Source organism: Shewanella hanedai, from assembly GCF_007197645.1.
GTDB classification, from domain to species: Bacteria; Pseudomonadota; Gammaproteobacteria; order Enterobacterales; family Shewanellaceae; genus Shewanella; species Shewanella hanedai.
Map to the genome: position 1 here is coordinate 27,965 of NZ_VKGK01000015.1, position 18,800 is coordinate 46,764.

10 protein-coding genes and 5 tRNA genes are annotated in these 18,800 nt (G+C 42.3%); 11 read left to right on the forward strand and 4 right to left on the reverse strand.

Translation table 11 applies throughout. The features are described 5' to 3' along the window. Positions 1–5: 5 nt before the first annotated feature. Entirely contained in the window at positions 6–1,205 is a 1,200-nt protein-coding gene (locus tag FN961_RS13115; protein WP_144040631.1) for a hypothetical protein, read from the forward strand. Next, positions 1,195–8,256: an LPD38 domain-containing protein gene (locus tag FN961_RS13120; RefSeq protein WP_144040632.1), complete on the forward strand. Its 7,062-nt coding sequence runs from the start codon at positions 1,195–1,197 to the stop codon at positions 8,254–8,256. The genes FN961_RS13115 and FN961_RS13120 overlap by 11 nt, the downstream gene beginning before the upstream one ends. Before the next feature lie 51 nt (positions 8,257–8,307). Here the strand turns inward: FN961_RS13120 and FN961_RS13125 are convergent, their stop codons facing one another. Next, on the reverse strand, positions 8,308–8,490 hold the full coding sequence (locus tag FN961_RS13125; RefSeq protein ID WP_144040633.1) for a hypothetical protein: 183 nt from the start codon (positions 8,488–8,490) through the stop codon (positions 8,308–8,310). A gap of 486 nt (positions 8,491–8,976) precedes the next feature. Between FN961_RS13125 and pgsA the strand changes: the two genes are divergently transcribed. The 9 genes from pgsA to rplY all read left to right on the forward strand — a co-directional run bounded on the left by pgsA (position 8,977) and on the right by rplY (position 13,828). Beyond that, the gene (pgsA, locus tag FN961_RS13130; protein WP_144040634.1) at positions 8,977–9,534 is read left to right on the forward strand and encodes a CDP-diacylglycerol--glycerol-3-phosphate 3-phosphatidyltransferase; all 558 of its coding nucleotides are present in this window, start codon (positions 8,977–8,979) and stop codon (positions 9,532–9,534) included. Positions 9,535–9,753: 219 nt separating this feature from the next. Continuing rightward, positions 9,754–9,829 (forward strand) — tRNA-Gly (locus tag FN961_RS13135). A 1-nt stretch (position 9,830) separates the two neighbouring features. Beyond that, positions 9,831–9,904: transfer RNA gene (locus FN961_RS13140), tRNA-Cys, on the forward strand. 96 nt (positions 9,905–10,000) lie between these two features. After that, positions 10,001–10,086: transfer RNA gene (locus tag FN961_RS13145), tRNA-Leu, on the forward strand. 551 nt (positions 10,087–10,637) lie between these two features. Then, positions 10,638–10,711, forward strand: a tRNA-Cys gene (locus tag FN961_RS13150). Positions 10,712–10,800: 89 nt separating this feature from the next. Continuing rightward, positions 10,801–10,886, forward strand: a tRNA-Leu gene (locus FN961_RS13155). 470 nt (positions 10,887–11,356) lie between these two features. Beyond that, on the forward strand, positions 11,357–12,745 hold the full coding sequence (locus FN961_RS13160) for a L,D-transpeptidase family protein (protein ID WP_144040635.1): 1,389 nt from the start codon (positions 11,357–11,359) through the stop codon (positions 12,743–12,745). A gap of 111 nt (positions 12,746–12,856) precedes the next feature. Further along, entirely contained in the window at positions 12,857–13,405 is a 549-nt protein-coding gene (gene mepK / locus FN961_RS13165) for a peptidoglycan L,D-endopeptidase MepK (RefSeq protein ID WP_144040636.1), read from the forward strand. Positions 13,406–13,540: 135 nt separating this feature from the next. Further along, positions 13,541–13,828 (forward strand): 50S ribosomal protein L25, encoded by a 288-nt coding sequence (gene rplY, locus FN961_RS13170; RefSeq protein WP_144040637.1) that lies wholly within the window; start codon positions 13,541–13,543, stop codon positions 13,826–13,828. Between the two features lie 67 nt (positions 13,829–13,895). Here rplY and FN961_RS13175 read toward each other — a convergent pair whose 3' ends face one another. Genes FN961_RS13175 through FN961_RS13185 form a run of 3 tightly spaced genes read right to left on the reverse strand, consistent with a single transcriptional unit; the run spans position 13,896 to position 18,676 of the window. Then, a complete protein-coding gene (locus FN961_RS13175; RefSeq protein ID WP_144040638.1) occupies positions 13,896–15,413 on the reverse strand; it encodes a SpoVR family protein in 1,518 nt (505 codons plus the stop codon). Positions 15,414–15,421: 8 nt separating this feature from the next. After that, the gene (locus tag FN961_RS13180; RefSeq protein ID WP_144040639.1) at positions 15,422–16,690 is read right to left on the reverse strand and encodes a YeaH/YhbH family protein; all 1,269 of its coding nucleotides are present in this window, start codon (positions 16,688–16,690) and stop codon (positions 15,422–15,424) included. A gap of 51 nt (positions 16,691–16,741) precedes the next feature. Beyond that, positions 16,742–18,676, reverse strand: a complete 1,935-nt coding sequence (locus FN961_RS13185) for a PrkA family serine protein kinase (RefSeq protein ID WP_144040640.1) — start codon at positions 18,674–18,676, stop codon at positions 16,742–16,744. Positions 18,677–18,800 lie beyond the last annotated feature (124 nt).

Consider the following 18,800-nt stretch of genomic DNA (forward strand, 5'->3'; position numbering starts at 1 on the left):
AGGTAATGGGTTCAGCATTAGTAGATGGAGCCATGAGTGGCTTTAATATGATGGAGCGTCATCAGCAGCGTAAAAATAACAATGAACGACTCGCGATGCTCGATGAACGAGACGATCAAAGGTATCAGGATCGCCAGGGGAGACTTAGTGATTTAGATAAACGTGATAATGAGCGCTATCAGAATACGGTCGATTATCGTAATCAAACGGCTGCTGAAACTAAGTCCCACAGAGACTGGCAGAAAAGTGCTCGGGAGAATTCGGAACAATGGGCTAAAGATCAGAAAATGATGGGTCCTGGTTGGGACTATTTTCGTGCCAACGGCCAAGTATCTCCAGAACATAAAGAGATGTTTAGTCGGAATCCTGGCTACGACCCTCGTACTTTCGTTAACCCTGAAGCTCGGCAAAAAGTAAAATTATTGGGCGAGAAATTGGAGTCAGTAATGACCAGCGGCCAAATGACCAAAGTGAATGAGCCAGAGACTATTGAGTTATTCGACCAGGTATTTAAGGACAAGTTCTCATCTTCGGTAGGTAAGTTCGATCATGTGATTGGCGCATCGATTGAAGATGTTAGTTTTGCAGGGTTTGTACCAACTAATAGCAAGGACGGTAGCGTGTCGTTTGCACTTAAGGTGCAATATGACAATGGTAAGAGCGAAATTAAGCCCATGACTCAGGGGCGCTCTACTGACAAGGATGATCCAGTTTTACAAATGAAGCCGGATGAGCTGGTCGCAACCATAAGAGGCAAGATGATGATGGCCGATATGATAGAGCGGCCTGAATACTGGGATCAAATGGGCCAATCGATGAGTGGTCGTAAGCAAAGTGGTCAAACTCAAAGCCAGCAACAACAAAATAAGACCGAAGCTAACTACCGTAAAGAGCAGGCAATGATCGCCCGTGACGAAACCAATGCTATTGCCAAGATAGAAAGTGATTCTGGCATGATGGAAGAGGATCGCTTAGATGCCATCAAGAGGGTTCAGGCTACATATAAACAGCGTGCGCAGGCGCTTGATCAATCTTATGGAATCGAGAGTTCGGAAGACGGAGGGGGAAGTGAGTATCAAAGCGGTGTTGACGGTCTATCGGTTGAAGATGTCGTCGAGAAGTTCATGCAAGCCAACGAGGGGATGACAAAAGAACAAGCACTGAAAGTCGCCATGGACAAGGGACATATCACTAATGCCAAGTAAATTGATTGACCCGTTTAGTGAGGAAGAATTTGAATATATCGATCCGTTTGAGCAAAACGAGGCGGAAAATGAAGGAGGTGTGGGTGCTGCATTTGGTGCTGGCGTTGATAAAGTTCAGGAGCTTGGATATCGAGCCGTAAAAGGCTTTACCGATGTTGGCGCGGCAAAAGCGGATCAAACAAACATGATTGGTCGCACGATTGGACAAGATGGCAGTTTATCTAAATGGGCTCAGGCTGGTATAGAAGACAATATAGCCGAGGCGAGTACATATCAGCCGACAGTGAAGTCCTACAAAGATATCGACTCATTGGATGATTTTGGAAGCTACGCGGGCGAACTTATTGCAGGCTCGGTGCCGTACATGGCTGCAGCGGTTACTCCTATTGGTGCGGGAACATTGGCAGGAGGCTTATCCGAAGAGGCATACGACGGGCAGCCCGCAGATGAAAAAGATGCCGTGAGGGCTGTAGCCTCTGGCGTTGGCCAGATGGCATTGGAGCGTCTTGGTATTAAAGGGTCATTAGGACAAATTGGTCGCGATGTACTCAAAAATGGCGTGTTAGCAACAGCTAAAAAAATAGGACAGGGTGGTTTAGTTAAGGCCGCTAAAGATCCCAAAACAGCTGCTTTGTTTGGACGTCAAATATTAAAGGGCGCTTTGTGGGAAGGAGCCACAGAATCTGGGCAAGAAGCATTGGCGCAATGGGGAGCGGGTGCGTCACTCGATGAAATACACGGCTTAGATGAAGCCTTTATTGGTGGCCTTACCGTAGGCGGGATCATCCGTACTTCAAGTGAAGGTGCTCAGCGTGTCATTGCATGGCAGCAAAAATCCAGTGATGTAGCGAAAAATGGTATTCAGGCTTTGGTTGAACAAGGCGTGATGCAAGATGACGCAATAGAACAAGTACGCAGTCAGATGATTGAGTCTGGTATCAAGCAAGGTTTGAGCGAGGTGGAATCTGCCGCTGCAGCAGGGAGAACGATGAAAGTCGAGTTTGGCATAGAGCATGAGATATTTGCACCCATTGCCAAAGACGTTGCCAGTCGCCGTGCTGAAATGCATCAGAGGTTAAACGAACAACGTATCGATGCTGGTATTGGTGCAGCGCAACAAGCATTAGCTGGAGAAGGTGCACTCAGCGCTGAACAGCTTATTCAAACCCAGATGAATGGAGGTCGTATTGTTGATCCGTTTGATGATACCGCTGAAGCTAATGTCGAACCATTAACTGATAATGAGCCTGTAGCTGAGCATGACGCCGAACCCGTCGAAGAAAGTCTGCTCACAGCAGGCATTGTTTCTGTGGCGATTCCTAAGGTGGAGAGCACGGAAGACGAAAAGGTCGTTGATGCTTCAGCTGATAAGGCTCCCCCGCTCATCGATGATCCCGTTAAGCAATTACAACTTCCCTTAACATTAACGCCCTCTACGGAGGGCGTTCTTGGTTCTGAAGCTATGCAAATCGACGAAGCCAGCAATCAGGCAGCGCTATCGCCAGAGAATAATTTACCTGAGCCAAGCCAAGCGCAGAAAGAAGCCGGTAATTATAAGATGGGCCATGTCAAAGTGAACGGGATGGATGTTTCAATAGAAAACCCTAAAGGTTCTCAGCGTTCAGGTGTAGATAGTGACGGTATGGATTGGTCGGTCACCATGAATCAGCATTACGGGTATATCAAGGGGACCGAAGGCGCTGACGGCGACCATGTTGATGTGTTTATTGGTGACAGTCCCCAGGTCGATAATGTGTATATTGTCGATCAGATAGAACCGAAATCTGGCAAGTTTGATGAGCATAAGGTGATGATCGGTTTCGAGACTGAATCAGAAGCTAAGGATGGTTACCTGTCCAATTATGCCGATGGTTGGAAAGGGATCGGCGCAATCACACAAATGCCCGTGGATGAGTTCAAGCGGTGGGTTAAGACAAAAGCCACTAAACTGCCTGTTGTATATAAAGCACCAAGTCTCACACCTAAGGAACAATCTAAGCCGGCAAAAATTGAAGATTTTGGAGAAGTGCTTCTTGGGGCTGCTAAGCACACCTACTCGTTTAATGAATCATTGGAAGCTGAAGTGGACATTGAAACTGCACCGCTGAGCAAGTCATTCCCACAACCAGATTATCAACAGTTGACTGATGAAGGGGCAGATCCTGTTGCGTTGGCGCTGGTTGCTCAGTTACGAGGTGAAATCAAAACTAAGCCTAAGAAGTACGGTAAAAGTGCCTGGGCTAGTCAGGTTGATAATTCCCGCGCATTTTCAGTAAAGCTCTTGTCTGGAGCGCATAGCGTGGATGATGTGGCAAAGAAAATGTGGGCGCATGATCAGAACGTGTACGGTCGTCAGTATATTAAGCATCTGCCTGATGTAATCGCTATAGCCAAAGACATTCCTGCGAGCAGTATCAAGTTACTCGGTAGCTATAAGCTCAATGAAGCACATTATTCACTATTTCATGGTGAAAAGGACGTGGATAAATGGGTTGTCACTAACACCAAGCAAGGTGGTGGATTGGGGGGGATGAGTAATCAAGCTCACTTCGATACTAAAAAAGAAGCGCTTACCTTCATCAAAGAGCAAGTAACAGACACGACAACGGTGAATGATAAAAAACTGGCAAAGTTTGATATTTGGACTGAGCGAGGCAAGTCTGGTGTGGTATTTCTTGGCAAGAAATTAGCGGCAAATAAATACATTGAACTAAAACGTTTTGATAAAGGGAGTGAGGCTCGGGCTTATCGAGTTGATAACAATGTTGAGTTGGTTGAGTTACTAAAGCAAAAGAGACAGGTTGGGGCTATGAGGCGACCCGATAATAACCCTCGAGTTGGAGAGGAACACCGTAAAGGAAAAGACGCAACACCTGAGTTATTTAGCAATACCTTCGGTTTCCGTGGTGTTCAGTTTGGGAATTGGGTTGAAGGGATAAAACGTCAAAATGACTTAAATTATGCCTTCGATGGACTAATGGATCTTGCATCGGTGATAAATGTGCCACCAATGGCGTTATCATTAAACGGCCAACTTGGATTAGCATTTGGGGCGAGAGGAAAAGGGGGGAAGAATTCAGCGGCCGCACATTACGAACCGAATTCTGTTGTGATAAACCTGACGAAAAAACAAGGCTCAGGCAGCTTGGCCCATGAGTGGTTTCACGCATTAGATAACTATTTTGCAAAGATGGACAATGAAAGCGTTGGTGAACAGAGCAGTTCATACTTAACTGACAGTTCTCGTCAGGCCGGCCTGCTGAAAGAAGGGAAATATCAGCGTTCTAGCAGTGATGATTTTGGTGTAAGAGCTGAAGTTTTTGATGCTTTTAAGCGCGTGACATCAACCATTAAAAAAGAAACAGATCTTGTTAATCGCTCAGCTCAAAGAGATAAGTTCAGATCAAAAGATTACTGGGGAACAGTGGTTGAAATGACAGCCAGATCCTTTGAGCGTTACGTGATTGGTAAGTTAGAACAGCAAGGTTTTGAAAGTGATTACTTGGCTAATATCGTTAATGAGTCATCGACTGCAGCCATGGATGAAGTGTCAGATTACCCTTATCCTTTAGCGGTTGAAATGGACGTGGTTAACAAGGCCTATGATGGCTTGTTTGATACCTTGAAAACTAAAGAAACAGATAAGGGTGTTGCGCTTTTTCGTAAAGACGCCAGTACGGTTTACAATAAAGGTAAGCTAAAGCCAAAAGGTATCCCTCTCAGTGAAGCTAAGGCGATTGCACAAGAATTTTTAGACTCTTACAATGGCAACATAAAGTTGGAATTTAAGGTTCGTCAGACTCAAGAGGAATTGTATGGACCAGAAGCAACGATTGAAAAATACGGGCGGATCAAAGGTTCGTATAATGGAAAAGGACGATCCGTTCTTGGACTTGTCTCAGGCAACTTGCATTCTTCGGCAGACGCAAGAGAAACCCTACGACACGAAATCCTTGGACACTACGGTTTGGCAACGTTTAGTCAAACTGATAAAAAGGCCATTCTCGACAAAATCATAGACGCACAAAGTGAACCTACATTAAAGGTTCAATGGGATAAAATAAAAGCCGATAGCTACTATTCAAAACTAGATATTAACCAACAAGCAGAAGAGGTGTTTGCACACACCGTTGAAAATTATCGAAATGGCTTTCAGCGCTTTTATGACACCATCATTGCTTGGTTAAAAGGCTCCTTGCGAAAAGTTGGCCTCAATAAATACCCATCATCATCTCAAGAGCTCCACCGTTTAGCCGCGACGATTGCCAAGCAAATCCGCAGTGGTGAACGTGGTGGCCCTATCAATAGTAATAATCAGACGATGCACCGAACGGAGAGTGCTGGCCATTCTCTACCAGATGAAAACCTAAAAGCTTACTTTATTCGTAATGTGCAAGATAAGTTCTATCGGCTCAAACTGGCTCAGCGGGATTTAGAGGTCAACGATAGCAATAATGCGTATAGGGCTGAAGAAGCCTTTCACGGCAAGATCGGTGAGGATTTACGAAAACTGAAACTCGAGCATACCGACAAAATAGCCAAGACCATGGCTGAGCACTCACTCAGTCAAGATGAAGTCGATCTCTATCTTATCGCTAAGCATGCCAAAGAACGTAATGCGTATATTGACACCATTAACCCTGAGTTAAGCGGGGCAGGTTCAGGTATGAATAACGACCAGGCGCAAGCAATTCTAGATAAAGCTGTGCTGGAAAGTAAACGTTTGGCATTAGAGTCAGTCGCCAATGAGGTCTATTCCATGCTCGAAAAAAGCCGGGTGAATATGGTTAATTTTGGTTTAGAGCAACAAGATGCGATTGATACCTGGAAATCTCAATATCAATATTATGTACCACTTAAAGGCTACGCTGCAGAAGATGGAACCCATACGAATAAAGGTAAGAAATTTGGTACCGGTAAAGGGTTTAATATTAAAGGTAGAGAAACCATTAAGGCGATGGGGCGTCGATCATTAGCAGAATCACCACTTTTACATACTATTGCTGATACGACTCAAGCCGTGATCCGTGCGCGTAAAAATGAAGTTGGGCAAACCTTCTTGAAGCTTGTTGAATCCAATCCTGATCCGGAGCTATGGCAGATATATACTGCTAATGATCCTGATTATCGACGTGGTGAAATTAGCCAAGATGGCGAGAAGGTGATTGGGCAAGTCAAAATGACAGCCTTTGAGATGGGTAACGCTAAGGATAAGTACTTCACAACTAAAGTTGATGGTGAAGAGCACTTTATTAAAATCAAAGATCCACTTTTACTGCAGGCGATGGGTAACTTGGGAGTCGATCAATCTAACATGCTGACACGTACACTCGGCGTTGCCACTCGAACTTTGTCCGCTTTAGTGACCACATGGAATCCTGAATTTATGGCAACGAACTTTGCCAGAGATATCCAGACTGCTATCTATAACGTTATGGCAGAGACTCAGGTAAAAGATGGTAAGGCGCTGAATACGGATAAACTGGCACTTAAGATGATTAAGTCTACACCTCGTGCTATGGCTGTACTTCGACAAGGTTTTAGAAATAATAAGTTTGATGGTTCAGCTAGGTTTAGCAGTCCTAAATGGGGCAATTATTTAAAAGAGTTTCTTGAATCCGGGGCTAAGACTGGTTGGGTGAACCAAAAAGACATTGAGGGGTTGGCTAATGAGCTCAAAGGGACAATATCCAGAGCGAGCAATACCAAGCAAGGCAAGGTGCGCCGGATGGGGAAACAGGTCGCTGATTTTGTCAGCGACTATAACGATGTTGTGGAAAACGCGACTCGGTTTAGCGTCTTTTACCATGCGAGAGAGCAAGGTATTAGTGTTAAGCAGGCCAGTAGTTTAGCTAAAAACCTGACCATTAATTTCAATAGGAAAGGTGAGGTCAGTAATACGATTAATGCACTGTTCATGTTTGCTAATGCCAGCGTGCAGGGTACGGCAAATATGCTAAGAGCTATAGCAACGCCAAAAGACCGTAGCAAATCGCTTTGGGATCCGCAGTTTTATAACTTATCGCAGAAAATGGCTATTGGAACCATAGGTGCCACTGTGGTTATGGCTAACTTAATGCGTGAGATAGGCGGAGATGATGAAGACGGCACGGCTTTTTATGACAAGATTCCAGACCACGTTAAAGCTTCTAATTTCGTGCTAATGCTAGGTGGTAGCGATTATGTGGCTATTCCTATGCCTTATGGCTACAACTTGTTTGCAAATCTAGGTCATAGTATAGACAGTGCTATTCAGGGGAAGTCTGTCAGTCGGATAGCATCGAACCTAGTGTTATCCGCCGCGGGGAACTTCTCGCCAATAGGTGTGCAAGAGTCTGATGAAATGATTAACGGTTTGGTAAAAACAGTTACACCAACAGTGGGCAAACCGTTAATTGAGTTAGCGCTAAATGAAAACTTCTTTGGTGGAAACATTTATTCAGAACAGAGAGGCTACGGAGCTAATAAGTCTGATGCGCATCTTGGTAACAGCCGTACTTGGGAATGGACTAACGATTTAGCGGTTTGGCTTAACGATGTAACTGGAGGATCCAAGTTTAGATCTGGTGCTATTGATATTACACCACAATCAATTGAGCACTTTGCTAAGTTTATGGGGGGTGGGGTATTGCAGTTTGGTTTGCGCTGGCAAAACCTAGCCGTTAAAGCGATGGAGGGTAAAGAGATTGAATCTAGAGAAATTCCCTTTGCTAGGCGCTTCTATAAACAACTCAACCCTAAAGCCGCGATAGGAGAATTTTATATTGCTAAGGATTCATTAGCGAAAGTTAAGGCTGATTACCTCTCTTTACATGGTAAGGATAAAGTTGAATTTGAGCGTGAATATGAGTCATCTTTGGAACTACAGAAATTCGCATCAAGTATCGAAAAGTCACTGAGAAATCTTAATAAGCAAAAGCGTAGTATTGAGGCCAGTCGAATATCTGTCGGAGAAAAGGAGCGTAGAATACAGTTGATAGAGGGAAAGAAAGTAGAACTGACATTACGGTTTTCTAAGAAAAGAAATGAGCTAGGTCTTCAAGAGCTGTAATGAGAGGGAGTTTAATATTATTCCTTTCAAACTAGAGTGTATAAACTGTTACTACGATTTTGCAAACCAAACCGTCCCGCCAATACCCACCACAAAGTAACCCACATAAGGCCAAGGATATTCTGCGCCTATTTGCTTCAGTAAAACCAAAACAAACGTCCCACCTAAAACCCAGCAAAGCGGAAAGAAAAAAGCCAGTTTAATGAATGCTGCAATGTTGCGGATCAACTCCATAGAACCCCCTAGAGCCATTTTATTAATTAGTACGCTTGAAGATAGTCACAACGTAGATATTCAAACCTACATTAATGTTCAGCAAGTAAGAAGCGTGAACGGAGACTTAATGAACTTAAAAACAGCAGTCGTAAAGCTGAATCAACTTGTCAGTGCCATTTGTCTATAGAGCTTAGAGCAAGGGATGAATGCTATTACACAACAAGTAGAGGCTTTTGTATTTGCATATGGGCACTTTTAAAGCGTTTTCACCTAAGTTTGCTTTTGCTCGTCCTCGACTTTAATGTAGACTAGCCACAAACGAAAGGGGTACTTTCAGAATCTTGTACCAAACTGTGTACAGAATTTAGAATGATACCGACAAGTAAAATATAGGGTACTGAATGTTCAGTAAATATAGATTTAAGCGTAACAAATACATGATTCATTGCGGGGGTCATAAAATTAAGGCAAGATTGGCTCAGCTCTTAAAATTTTGGTTCCCTCATGCCGTTTAATATACCTATCGCGTTAACTTTGTTCAGGTTGTTTTTATTACCTGTGTTTGTTGTTATTTTTTACTTGCCTTATACATGGGCGCCATTTGCCGCCGCATTCGTATTTTGGCTAGCAGCTGTGACCGATGCCCTTGATGGTTATGCCGCAAGGAAATTAAAGCAGTCGACACGATTTGGTGCTTTTCTTGATCCTGTTGCAGATAAGATTATGGTCATTACTGCTTTGGTTCTTCTTGTTGCCGATTACAATAGTATTTGGATGACACTACCAGCGTTATTTATGATAGGGAGAGAGATTGTTATCTCCGCATTAAGAGAATGGATGGCTGAAATAGGTAAACGAGGCTCTGTTGCTGTTTCTTGGATTGGTAAATATAAAACAGCAGCACAGATGACAGCGGTAACAGGTTTAATTTGGCACCCTAATGACATCATTACTTATGCAGCTTATGCACTCTTTTATGTCGCAGCAGTGCTGACTTTCTGGTCAATGATGAGTTACATCATGGCGGCCTGGAGTGATTTGACTGCTGATTCGAATAATTAAAATGCAATAAGTTTATTTAGTGTCCAAGCAGTCATTTATTGTGAAATATGCGATTGACTCTTGGCTCTAAATCGGTAGAATGCCATTCCGCAGTCAGGGGAAAGCTTCTTAAGTAAAACTTGGTGCAAGTAAGAAAGATGAGACATTAGCTCAGTTGATATTAGGTGAAAGAAGATACCTTTATTGATGATTATAGGTGATGTTGATAAGTAAAAAGATGCGACATTAGCTCAGTTGGTAGAGCGATACCTTGCCAAGGTATAGGTCATCGGTTCGAACCCGATATGTCGCTCCAAGGCGCGATGGCAGAATGGCTATGCTGCGGATTGCAAATCCGCCGATCTCGGTTCGACTCCGGGTCGCGCCTCCATATTTAGATTGTGATGAGTTGGCTTGCTTTTTATAAGTAAATAAAACCTGACAGTATTAACTACCGATAATACGTATCATCAACATCGACGAGTTTGCCCGAGTGGTGGAATCGGTAGACACAAGGGATTTAAAATCCCTCGCTGAATAAGCGTGCCGGTTCAAGTCCGGCCTCGGGTACCATCATTCTCATCAGAGATGAGCACGAAAGCCTCAACGAAAGTTGGGGCTTTTTTGTGCTTGTAGTATAGAAAAGCATGGATTGAAATTTCTCCACGCTGTAATAAACGATGACGAGTCTAAGCCCTAACTCAGCTCCATTATTTAAATGATATTTAAAGGTAATGAGACTAGGAGATTTTCTTTATATTCAAAATAAAGTATAGATTTGAAATGTTCAGGTTATTAAAGGACGTGGTCGGTTGATGTCCTGCCTTATTTTCCATCATATCATCAATGAATTTGTATTTTATTTTTAATTGGTAAGACTCTAAGAGTTTCATTTACTGTAAGGCGTAGGGGAATGAGGTGTGTTGTTAGAATGGTTAAGTGATAATACATGCTTAACAATCAGACATTGTGTAGGCAAAGTAAACGCTAGAGATTGGTTTTCAACCACTTGAATAAAAACGTAAAATTTAGTGTTGACTCATTTTGTAAATCAGTTAAAGTAGCCTCACTTTCTTAGAGCAGCAATGAGTTGCAAGTGCTTTAAGCAAGTTGAGATAAATATTGGCGCGATGGCAGAATGGCTATGCTGCGGATTGCAAATCCGCCTATCTCGGTTCGACTCCGGGTTGCGCCTCCATATTAAGATTGTGGTGAGTATGTTCTTTAATATTTGGAGTCATACAGTATTAACTACCGATAATACGTATCATCAACGTCGACGAGTTTGCCCGAGTGGTGGAATCGGTAGACACAAGGGATTTAAAATCCCTCGCTGAATAAGCGTGCCGGTTCAAGTCCGGCCTCGGGTACCATTATTAAGATGACACGAAAGCCTCGACGTAAGTCGGGGCTTTTTTGTATCTGCAGTATAGAGAAAGTATGAGTTTATTCCTCTCATAAGATAACCGATACAGTGATCCCTTTCTTTTGGAGTTGAGATGAAAGCGGTGTGAAAATGTCGGAATGTAATTGCTCTTACCCTATCGATAGGTATTTCTATTATAACGTTTGGCTCGTAAATACAGGGTTGCTAGACGCCTTGTGAAGGTCACATTTTAATTGATATATAGCCAACCACTTTAAAATTAATGCCTTATCATCAGTAACAAGCTCTTGCATGACTGACAGGGTTAGTTGAGGTGTAGATGTTGTTGCATTAACTGAAATACGATTTTGGCATTCTACTGAACCAAGGAGTAAACTTTGTTTAGTCACTGCAATTGATTGGATAATTTTTTCCTTACCGTATCTATTAATGCAATGGTGATAATAGGGTGGTGTTATGGTGCTAGGCAAGTTTATCAGGATTGTTTTTACCCTTATTGTATCCCTTGTTTATCCTACTTCCATGTTTGCCATGGACAGGGTTGATGCTGCGATCAACTCCCTACAATATCAAGTTCAATTAGTCAGTCTACTGAAGCCTTCAGTGCGTTTGACTGAGTACAAACGTATTCTTGCTCAAGGTACTAGGAATGAACATCTAGATGTAGTTGATAACATTCAAACAGATCTCGCTCAATTTTGGCAGTCTGAGAATATTCCAGTCCAAGGTGGTGGGGGCACTGATGACGTGTACTTAAATGCGTTTTCAGTCGAGCCTAGATCAAAAGATTACCTGCCTGTCAGCAATCGGATCAGATACTTGCTTTGGATAGATCAACTTCACAGTTGGAAAGGGATTGTATTAAACGTGTGGTTAGAAGAGGGTGATAACCACTCCTCACTTCCTGAAATCAACCGTAGACTGAAGCTGCTGGGTGACTTGGCAGTGTTAGACCCAGAAAATAACGTCATGACAGCTGATGTGGTTAATGCAATTGAAGGGTTTCAACATCGCCATGGTTTAAAGCAAGACGGGATAATAGGGCCTGAGACTTTACGGTGGTTAAATCTCACTCCAGTTAAGAGGGCACATCTTTTAGCGGATAACTTTATAAGTAAATCTAGGTATTTGAGCACTCTTGGCTCTCGATTCCTATTGGTTAACATACCTGCGTTTGAGATGGTCTTGGTTGATCAAGGTGAAATTAAGCTTGAATCTAGGGTGATTGTAGGCAAGCCATATCGTCAGACTCCTAGGCTGAGCAGTTACATATCGAATATGGTACTTAACCCAAGTTGGAGAGTTCCCAGAAACCTGTTAAGACGAGATTTGCTGCCTAAACTTCGCAAAGATGGAGCCTACATTAAAGAGCACAATTTCGATGTTTATAACTCTGTAGGCTCGACAATTGTTAAAACGCCTGAAGAGTGGCAAGAGTTGGCAAAAGGAAAATTCCCTTATCGTTTAGAACAAAAACCTGGCAAAGGTAATACGTTAGGGCGTTATAAGTTTTATTTTAAAAATGAATACAATGTTTACCTTCACGATACTTATGATAAAGCGTTGTTTGAAGAGTCCAATAGAGCGCTCTCTTCTGGCTGTATTCGGGTCGAAAAAGTTGAATCCTTAGCTAATTGGCTCGCGTCGAATTTAGTTAAAGATAAGCAAACATGGGTTGATCTACAAATACACAGAGACAAAACTCAGTGGTTTGCCTTCGATAATGCGCTAGCGGTGCATTTAGTCTATTGGACCGCTTGGATGGACGATGGAGGCTTAGCTCAATTTAGAAACGACATTTATCAACAAAATTCAGTAGTTAATCTTGTTTCGATAAAAGAATAATGTTGAGTAAAAAATAAACGGTATGTTTCTGTATCAATGTTAACTTGATTTCACTATTGATAGCGTATATTTTGTCCCTCTTGTGGTTAAGTATTCAGCAGTGGTGATAGTGTGTCCTTAGTGTGTCCTGCCCGTAGGCAATTGTTGTTAGGCCTTAGTGGTATTGCAATGTATTCAGTTCTCCCGTCAAAGGCTCAGGCGAGCCGTTCAACAAAAGGCATTAGAAACCTTGGTTTTCACAATATTCATACTGGCGAACGTGGCCATGGAAGCTATTGGATAGATGGACACTATCAAGAAAGCATTTTGTCTGAGTTTAGTCATACATTGAGAGACCATAGACGTAATGAGTCCGTTCCAATGGATATTCGTTTGTATGATCTGTTGTTTAAACTTAAAGAGACGCTAAACGTTGAGGATGACTTTAACGTGATATCTGGTTATCGCTCCCCAATGACCAATGCGATGCTAGCGTCAAAAAGTCGTGGTGTTGCAAAGAAAAGTTATCATATGAAGGGAATGGCAATGGACATCGCTATTCCAGATGTGAAGTTAAGTGATCTTCGTGAAGCTGCAGTAGAACTTAAGCTCGGCGGTGTGGGTTATTATCCCCGTTCAGGCTTTATTCATGTCGATACTGGCCCTGTCCGTACTTGGTAAATGCCAAGTTCTGAGATAAGTATTAAATTGTTTGTTCGTTTAAAGACGCTGTGGTAATATCCGCCCGCTATAAATGCGTCCTCGTTGGTCGAAAATGGAGGACAAACTGAAACTAATTATTTAAGTGAGAAAACCATGTCTTATACTATCGCTGCACAAGTCCGTACTGAAATTGGGAAAGGTTCGAGCCGCCGCCTACGTCATGCAGACAAAGTTCCTGCAGTTATCTATGGTCCAGGTAAAGAGCCTGTTGCTATCGTTTTTGACCACAAAGATATCATCAACATTCAAGCGAATGAAGATTTTTACACAAATGGTCTGACTATCAATCTTGATGGTACTGATGTTAAAGTTAGCGTTAAAGCTATGCAACGTCACGCGTTCAAGCCTCTTATCGAGCACGTAGATTTCACTTACGCATAAGCGAAAAGTGACATCCATAAAAAAAGCGCCTATTGGCGCTTTTTTTATGTTCAATATTTAAGATTAATTATTCCTCTTCCTCACTTGGGCAAGTCGCAATAATTGTTTGCTCTCCATTCTCATCAATCTCCTCTAACCGGACATCAAATCCCCATAGTCTATGCAGGTGTTTAACCACTTCATGGCGGCTCTTAGCAAGAGGGACACGATTAGTAGGGATGTATCTTAATGTGAGTGACCTATCTCCCTTTACTTCAACATTTTGAACCTGAATGTTAGGCTCTAAATTGGATAAGTTATATTGCTGAGACAGCATTTGACGAATGTCTTTGTAACCTTGTTCATCATGAATAGCGGAAACGGATAGATAATTTTTTTCATCATCATCCAAAATACCAAAAAGTTTAAATTGGCGAATAATAGTGGGCGATAAATACTGGCTAATGAAGCTTTCGTCTTTAAAGTTTTGCATGGCGAAATGCAGTGTTTCGAGCCAATCACTTCCCGCAATTTCAGGGAACCAATGTTTATCTTCTTCAGTCGGGTTTTCACATATACGCCTGATATCAACAAACATGTTAAAACCTAAGGCATAAGGATTAATTCCACTATAGTAAGGGCTGTTGTAACTGGGTTGTGCGACAACATTAGTATGATTTTGTAAAAATTCCATCATAAATCGATCCGTCACCAAGCCATCATCATAGAGGTGGTTGAGAATGGTGTAATGCCAGAACGTTGCCCAGCCCTCATTCATTACCTGAGTCTGTTTTTGTGGGTAGAAATATTGGCCCATCTTACGCACAATACGAACAATTTCCCGCTCCCATGGTTTTAATAGCGGGGCGTGCTTCTCAATAAAATAGAGAATATTCTCTTGAGGTTCTTCTGGGAAATGAGATCTTGGTTTCTCTTTTAACTCACTTTGAGTCGAGGGAATAGTACGCCAAAGATCATTCACCTGACTTTGAAGGTATTCTTCACGATCTTTTTGTCTGAGCTGCTCCTCCTTGAAAGAGATCTCACTCGGACGTTTGTACCGGTCAACGCCGTAATTCATGAGTGCGTGACAAGAGTCGATGATTAATTCGACGTTCTCTACGCCATGAGCTTCCTCGCATTGGCTTATATAGTTTTTAGCAAAAACGAGGTAGTCAATAATTGAACTCGCATCAGTCCAAGTTTTGAAAAGATAGTTATTTTTAAAGAAACTATTATGACCAAAACAGGCATGTGCCATCACCAAAGCTTGCATGGTGATGGTGTTCTCTTCCATGAGATAAGCAATACAAGGGTCAGAGTTAATGACAATCTCATAAGCTAGACCCATCTGGCCACGTTTGTAGCTCTGCTCAGTTTCGATGAATTTCTTACCAAATGACCAATGGGTGTAACCTATGGGCATTCCGATGCCAGCATAAGCATCCATCATCTGTTCGGCTGTGATCACCTCAATTTGATTGGGGTAGGATTCAATTTTATAATGAGCGGCCACTTTTTCTATTTCGGTCAAATAGGTTTGCAGTAATTCAAAGTTCCAATCTGGCCCATCATCAAGCGGTGTTCTCTTTTTTTTGTTATCCATAACGCCCCCTAAACAGCTTGTTTCTTAAATAATTCTCTAAATACAGGGTATATGTCATCGGCTTGCTTAATATGTTGAACAGCAATGTTGTTGAAGCTTTCTTGCAAGCTTTCATATTCTCGCCAAAGTGTTTGATGAGCTCGGTTAGTGATCTCTATGTAGCTAAAGTATCGCACGACAGGTAATATTTTTTTCTCTAATAAGTTTTTACATCCAGGAGAATCGTCGGCCCAGTTATCACCATCAGAAGCCTGAGCGGCATAGATGTTCCATTCGCTCTCCGGATAACGCTCTTTTTGTATCTGATCCATGAGTTTTAATGCACTGGAGACGATGGTGCCGCCGGTTTCTTGAGAGTAGAAAAATTCATGTTCATCAACTTCTTTTGCTTGTGTGTGGTGACGAATATAGACAACGTCGAGATTTTTATAGGTTCGCGTTAGGAACAGGTAAAGCAAGATATAAAAACGCTTCGCCATATCTTTGGTTGCTTGATCCATAGAGCCTGACACATCCATAATACAGAACATCACTGCTTGGCTGGATGGGATCTCTCTTTTCGCATAGTTGTTGTACCTAAGATCGAAGGTATCGATAAAAGGAACCTTAGAAATTTTTTGTTTTAATTCCTCTATTTCTTGCTTTAAAAATAGAATTTTTTCAGCTTCTGCACCTGGGGTGTTTTCAAGTTCCTCAAGCTCACTTATGAGCTGCTTTAGGTCTTTCTTCTTTGATGAAGACATCGCAATTCGTCTTGCGAGCGACGATCTGAGCGAGCGAACAATATTGATGTTTGCTGGGACGCCATCACTGGTCACACCTGCTCGATATGTTTGGTATTCGACTAATTTATTTAGACGATTATTTTGGAGGTTTGGCAGTTCTAAATCTTCAAAAAGCAGTTCTAAGTACTCATCTTTTGAGATTTGAAATACAAAATCATCTTCTCCTTCACCAGAATCAGAAGCTTCACCTTGCCCCGAACCTTGACCGCCGCCTGATGGTGGACGTTCAATTTTGTCTCCTCGGGTAAATTGATCATTGCCTGGGTGAACGCGCTCTCTTACGCCACCTTGACCCTGATGAAAAGAGGGCTCTTTTATATCTTTGGTGGGGATGCCGATTTTCTCCCCTTTATCAACGTCAGTGACACTTCTTCTTGTGACTGCATCGCTAACAGATTTTTTAATCTGTTGCTTATATCTGTTGATGAATCGTTGACGATTGACCGTACTTTTCCCTTTAGCATTAAGCCGTCTATCGATAAAATTCGCCATGCGTACCTCCCAAGCCATAGTAGGGAGCAAGCTCCCTACTTTATGTCTAAGTTAAGAAGACTTACGTACTCTCAGATACCATTCTGATAGCAGTCTGACCTGTTTCTTGGTGTAGCCTTTATCCATCATTCTATCGATGAAATCATCGTGCTTACGCTGATCATCGGTGGAGGTTTTAGCATTGAAAGAGATAACAGGTAAGAGATCTTCTGTGTTTGAGAACATCTTCTTCTCTATCACTGTGCGAAGTTTTTCATAACTCGTCCAAAGTGGATTTGAACCATCATTATTGGCTCTCGCCCTGAGAACAAAGTTAACGATTTCATTACGGAAATCTTTTGGATTACTAATGCCTGCAGGTTTCTCGATTTTCTCAAGCTCAGCGTTTAAGGCTGAGCGATCGAAAAGCTGACCGGTCTCAGGATCACGGTACTCTTGATCTTGAATCCAGAAGTCTGCATAGGTCACGTAACGGTCGAAAATGTTTTGGCCGTACTCGGAGTATGATTCGAGATAAGCTGTTTGTATCTCTTTGCCGATGAACTCGACATACTTAGGGATAAGATATCCCTTGAGAAACTCAAGATAACGTTCTGCCGTTTCACTTGGGAATTGCTCCTGCTCAATTTGTCTTTCTAGTACATAGAAAAGATGAACAGGATTGGCAGCTATCTCACTGTGATCGAAGTTAAAGACCTTAGAGAGAATTTTAAAAGAGAAGCGGGTTGATAACCCATGCATTCCTTCGTCGACCCCAGCATAGTCTCGATACTCTTGGTATGATTTAGCTTTTGGATCTGTGTCTTTGAGGCTTTCACCATCATAGACTCGCATTTTTGAATAGATAGAGGAGTTTTCAGGTGCGACCATTCTAGAGAGCACACTAAATTGAGCTAACGTCTCTAGGGTACCCGGAGCACATGGCGCCTTTGCCAATTCAGAATTGGAAAGTAGCTTGTTGTAGATCTGGATTTCCTCTGTGACCCTCAGGCAGTAAGGAACCTTAACGATGTACACCCTATCTAAAAATGCTTCATTTGTTTTGTTGTTTCTGAAAGTGGTCCACTCAGATTCGTTGGAGTGAGCTAGTATCATGCCATTATAGGGCAGGGCGGATAGCCCTTCAGTACCATTATAATTGCCTTCCTGAGTCGCAGTGAGTAGAGGGTGCAGCACCTTGATTGGGGCTTTAAACATCTCTACAAACTCCATTAACCCCTGATTGGCTCGACATAGAGCACCTGAGTAGGAGTAAGCATCGGCATCATTTTGGGCAAAGTGTTCTAATTGCCTAATGTCGACTTTACCTACCAAGGAGGAGATGTCTTGATTGTTCTCATCTCCAGGCTCTGTTTTCGCGATGGCCATTTGGTCTAAAATTGCAGGGTAGACTTTGACGACCTTAAATTTAGAGATATCACCACCGAACTCATGTAAACGCTTAACCGCCCATGGTGACATAATACATTTTAAGTATCTGTGAGGGATTTTGTATTCGTTAAACAGTAATTCTGCATCCTCATCAGGGTTAAAAAGACAGAATGGATGATCATTAACAGGGCTTCTAACACCATTTGCACTCAGGATGTAAATGGGGATTTTCTGCATTAAAGACTTTAGCTTCTCTGCAAGCGATGACTTACCGCCGCCAACAGGACCAAGCAAATACAATATCTGCTTTGATTCCTCAAGGCCCTGCGCTGAATGTTTAAGGTAAGCGACTATTTGTTGAATAGCCTCTTCCATGCCATAGAAGTTTTTAAATTCTGGGTAGCGTGAAATTAACCGGTTGGAGAAAATTCTGCTGAGAATAGGATCTTTCGATGTGTCGACAACCTCAGCTTCTCCAATTGCTAACAGTAGTCTCTCGGCTGCTGATGCATAAGAACTTCGGTTTTCTTTACAGATCGTTAAAAATTCCTGTAATGAATATTCTTCGTCTAGTTTTTTTTCATAGCGCTGTTGGTAATGCTCAAATATGCTCATTGTCTACCCCCTGAAACGCCCAAATAGGTTGAAAGCGATAACTGAGAATCAGTCTCCTGTTATTAATATTAGACCTAAATTATGAAGTAAGCATTAAAAAAGTTAAATAAAACAATGACAAACA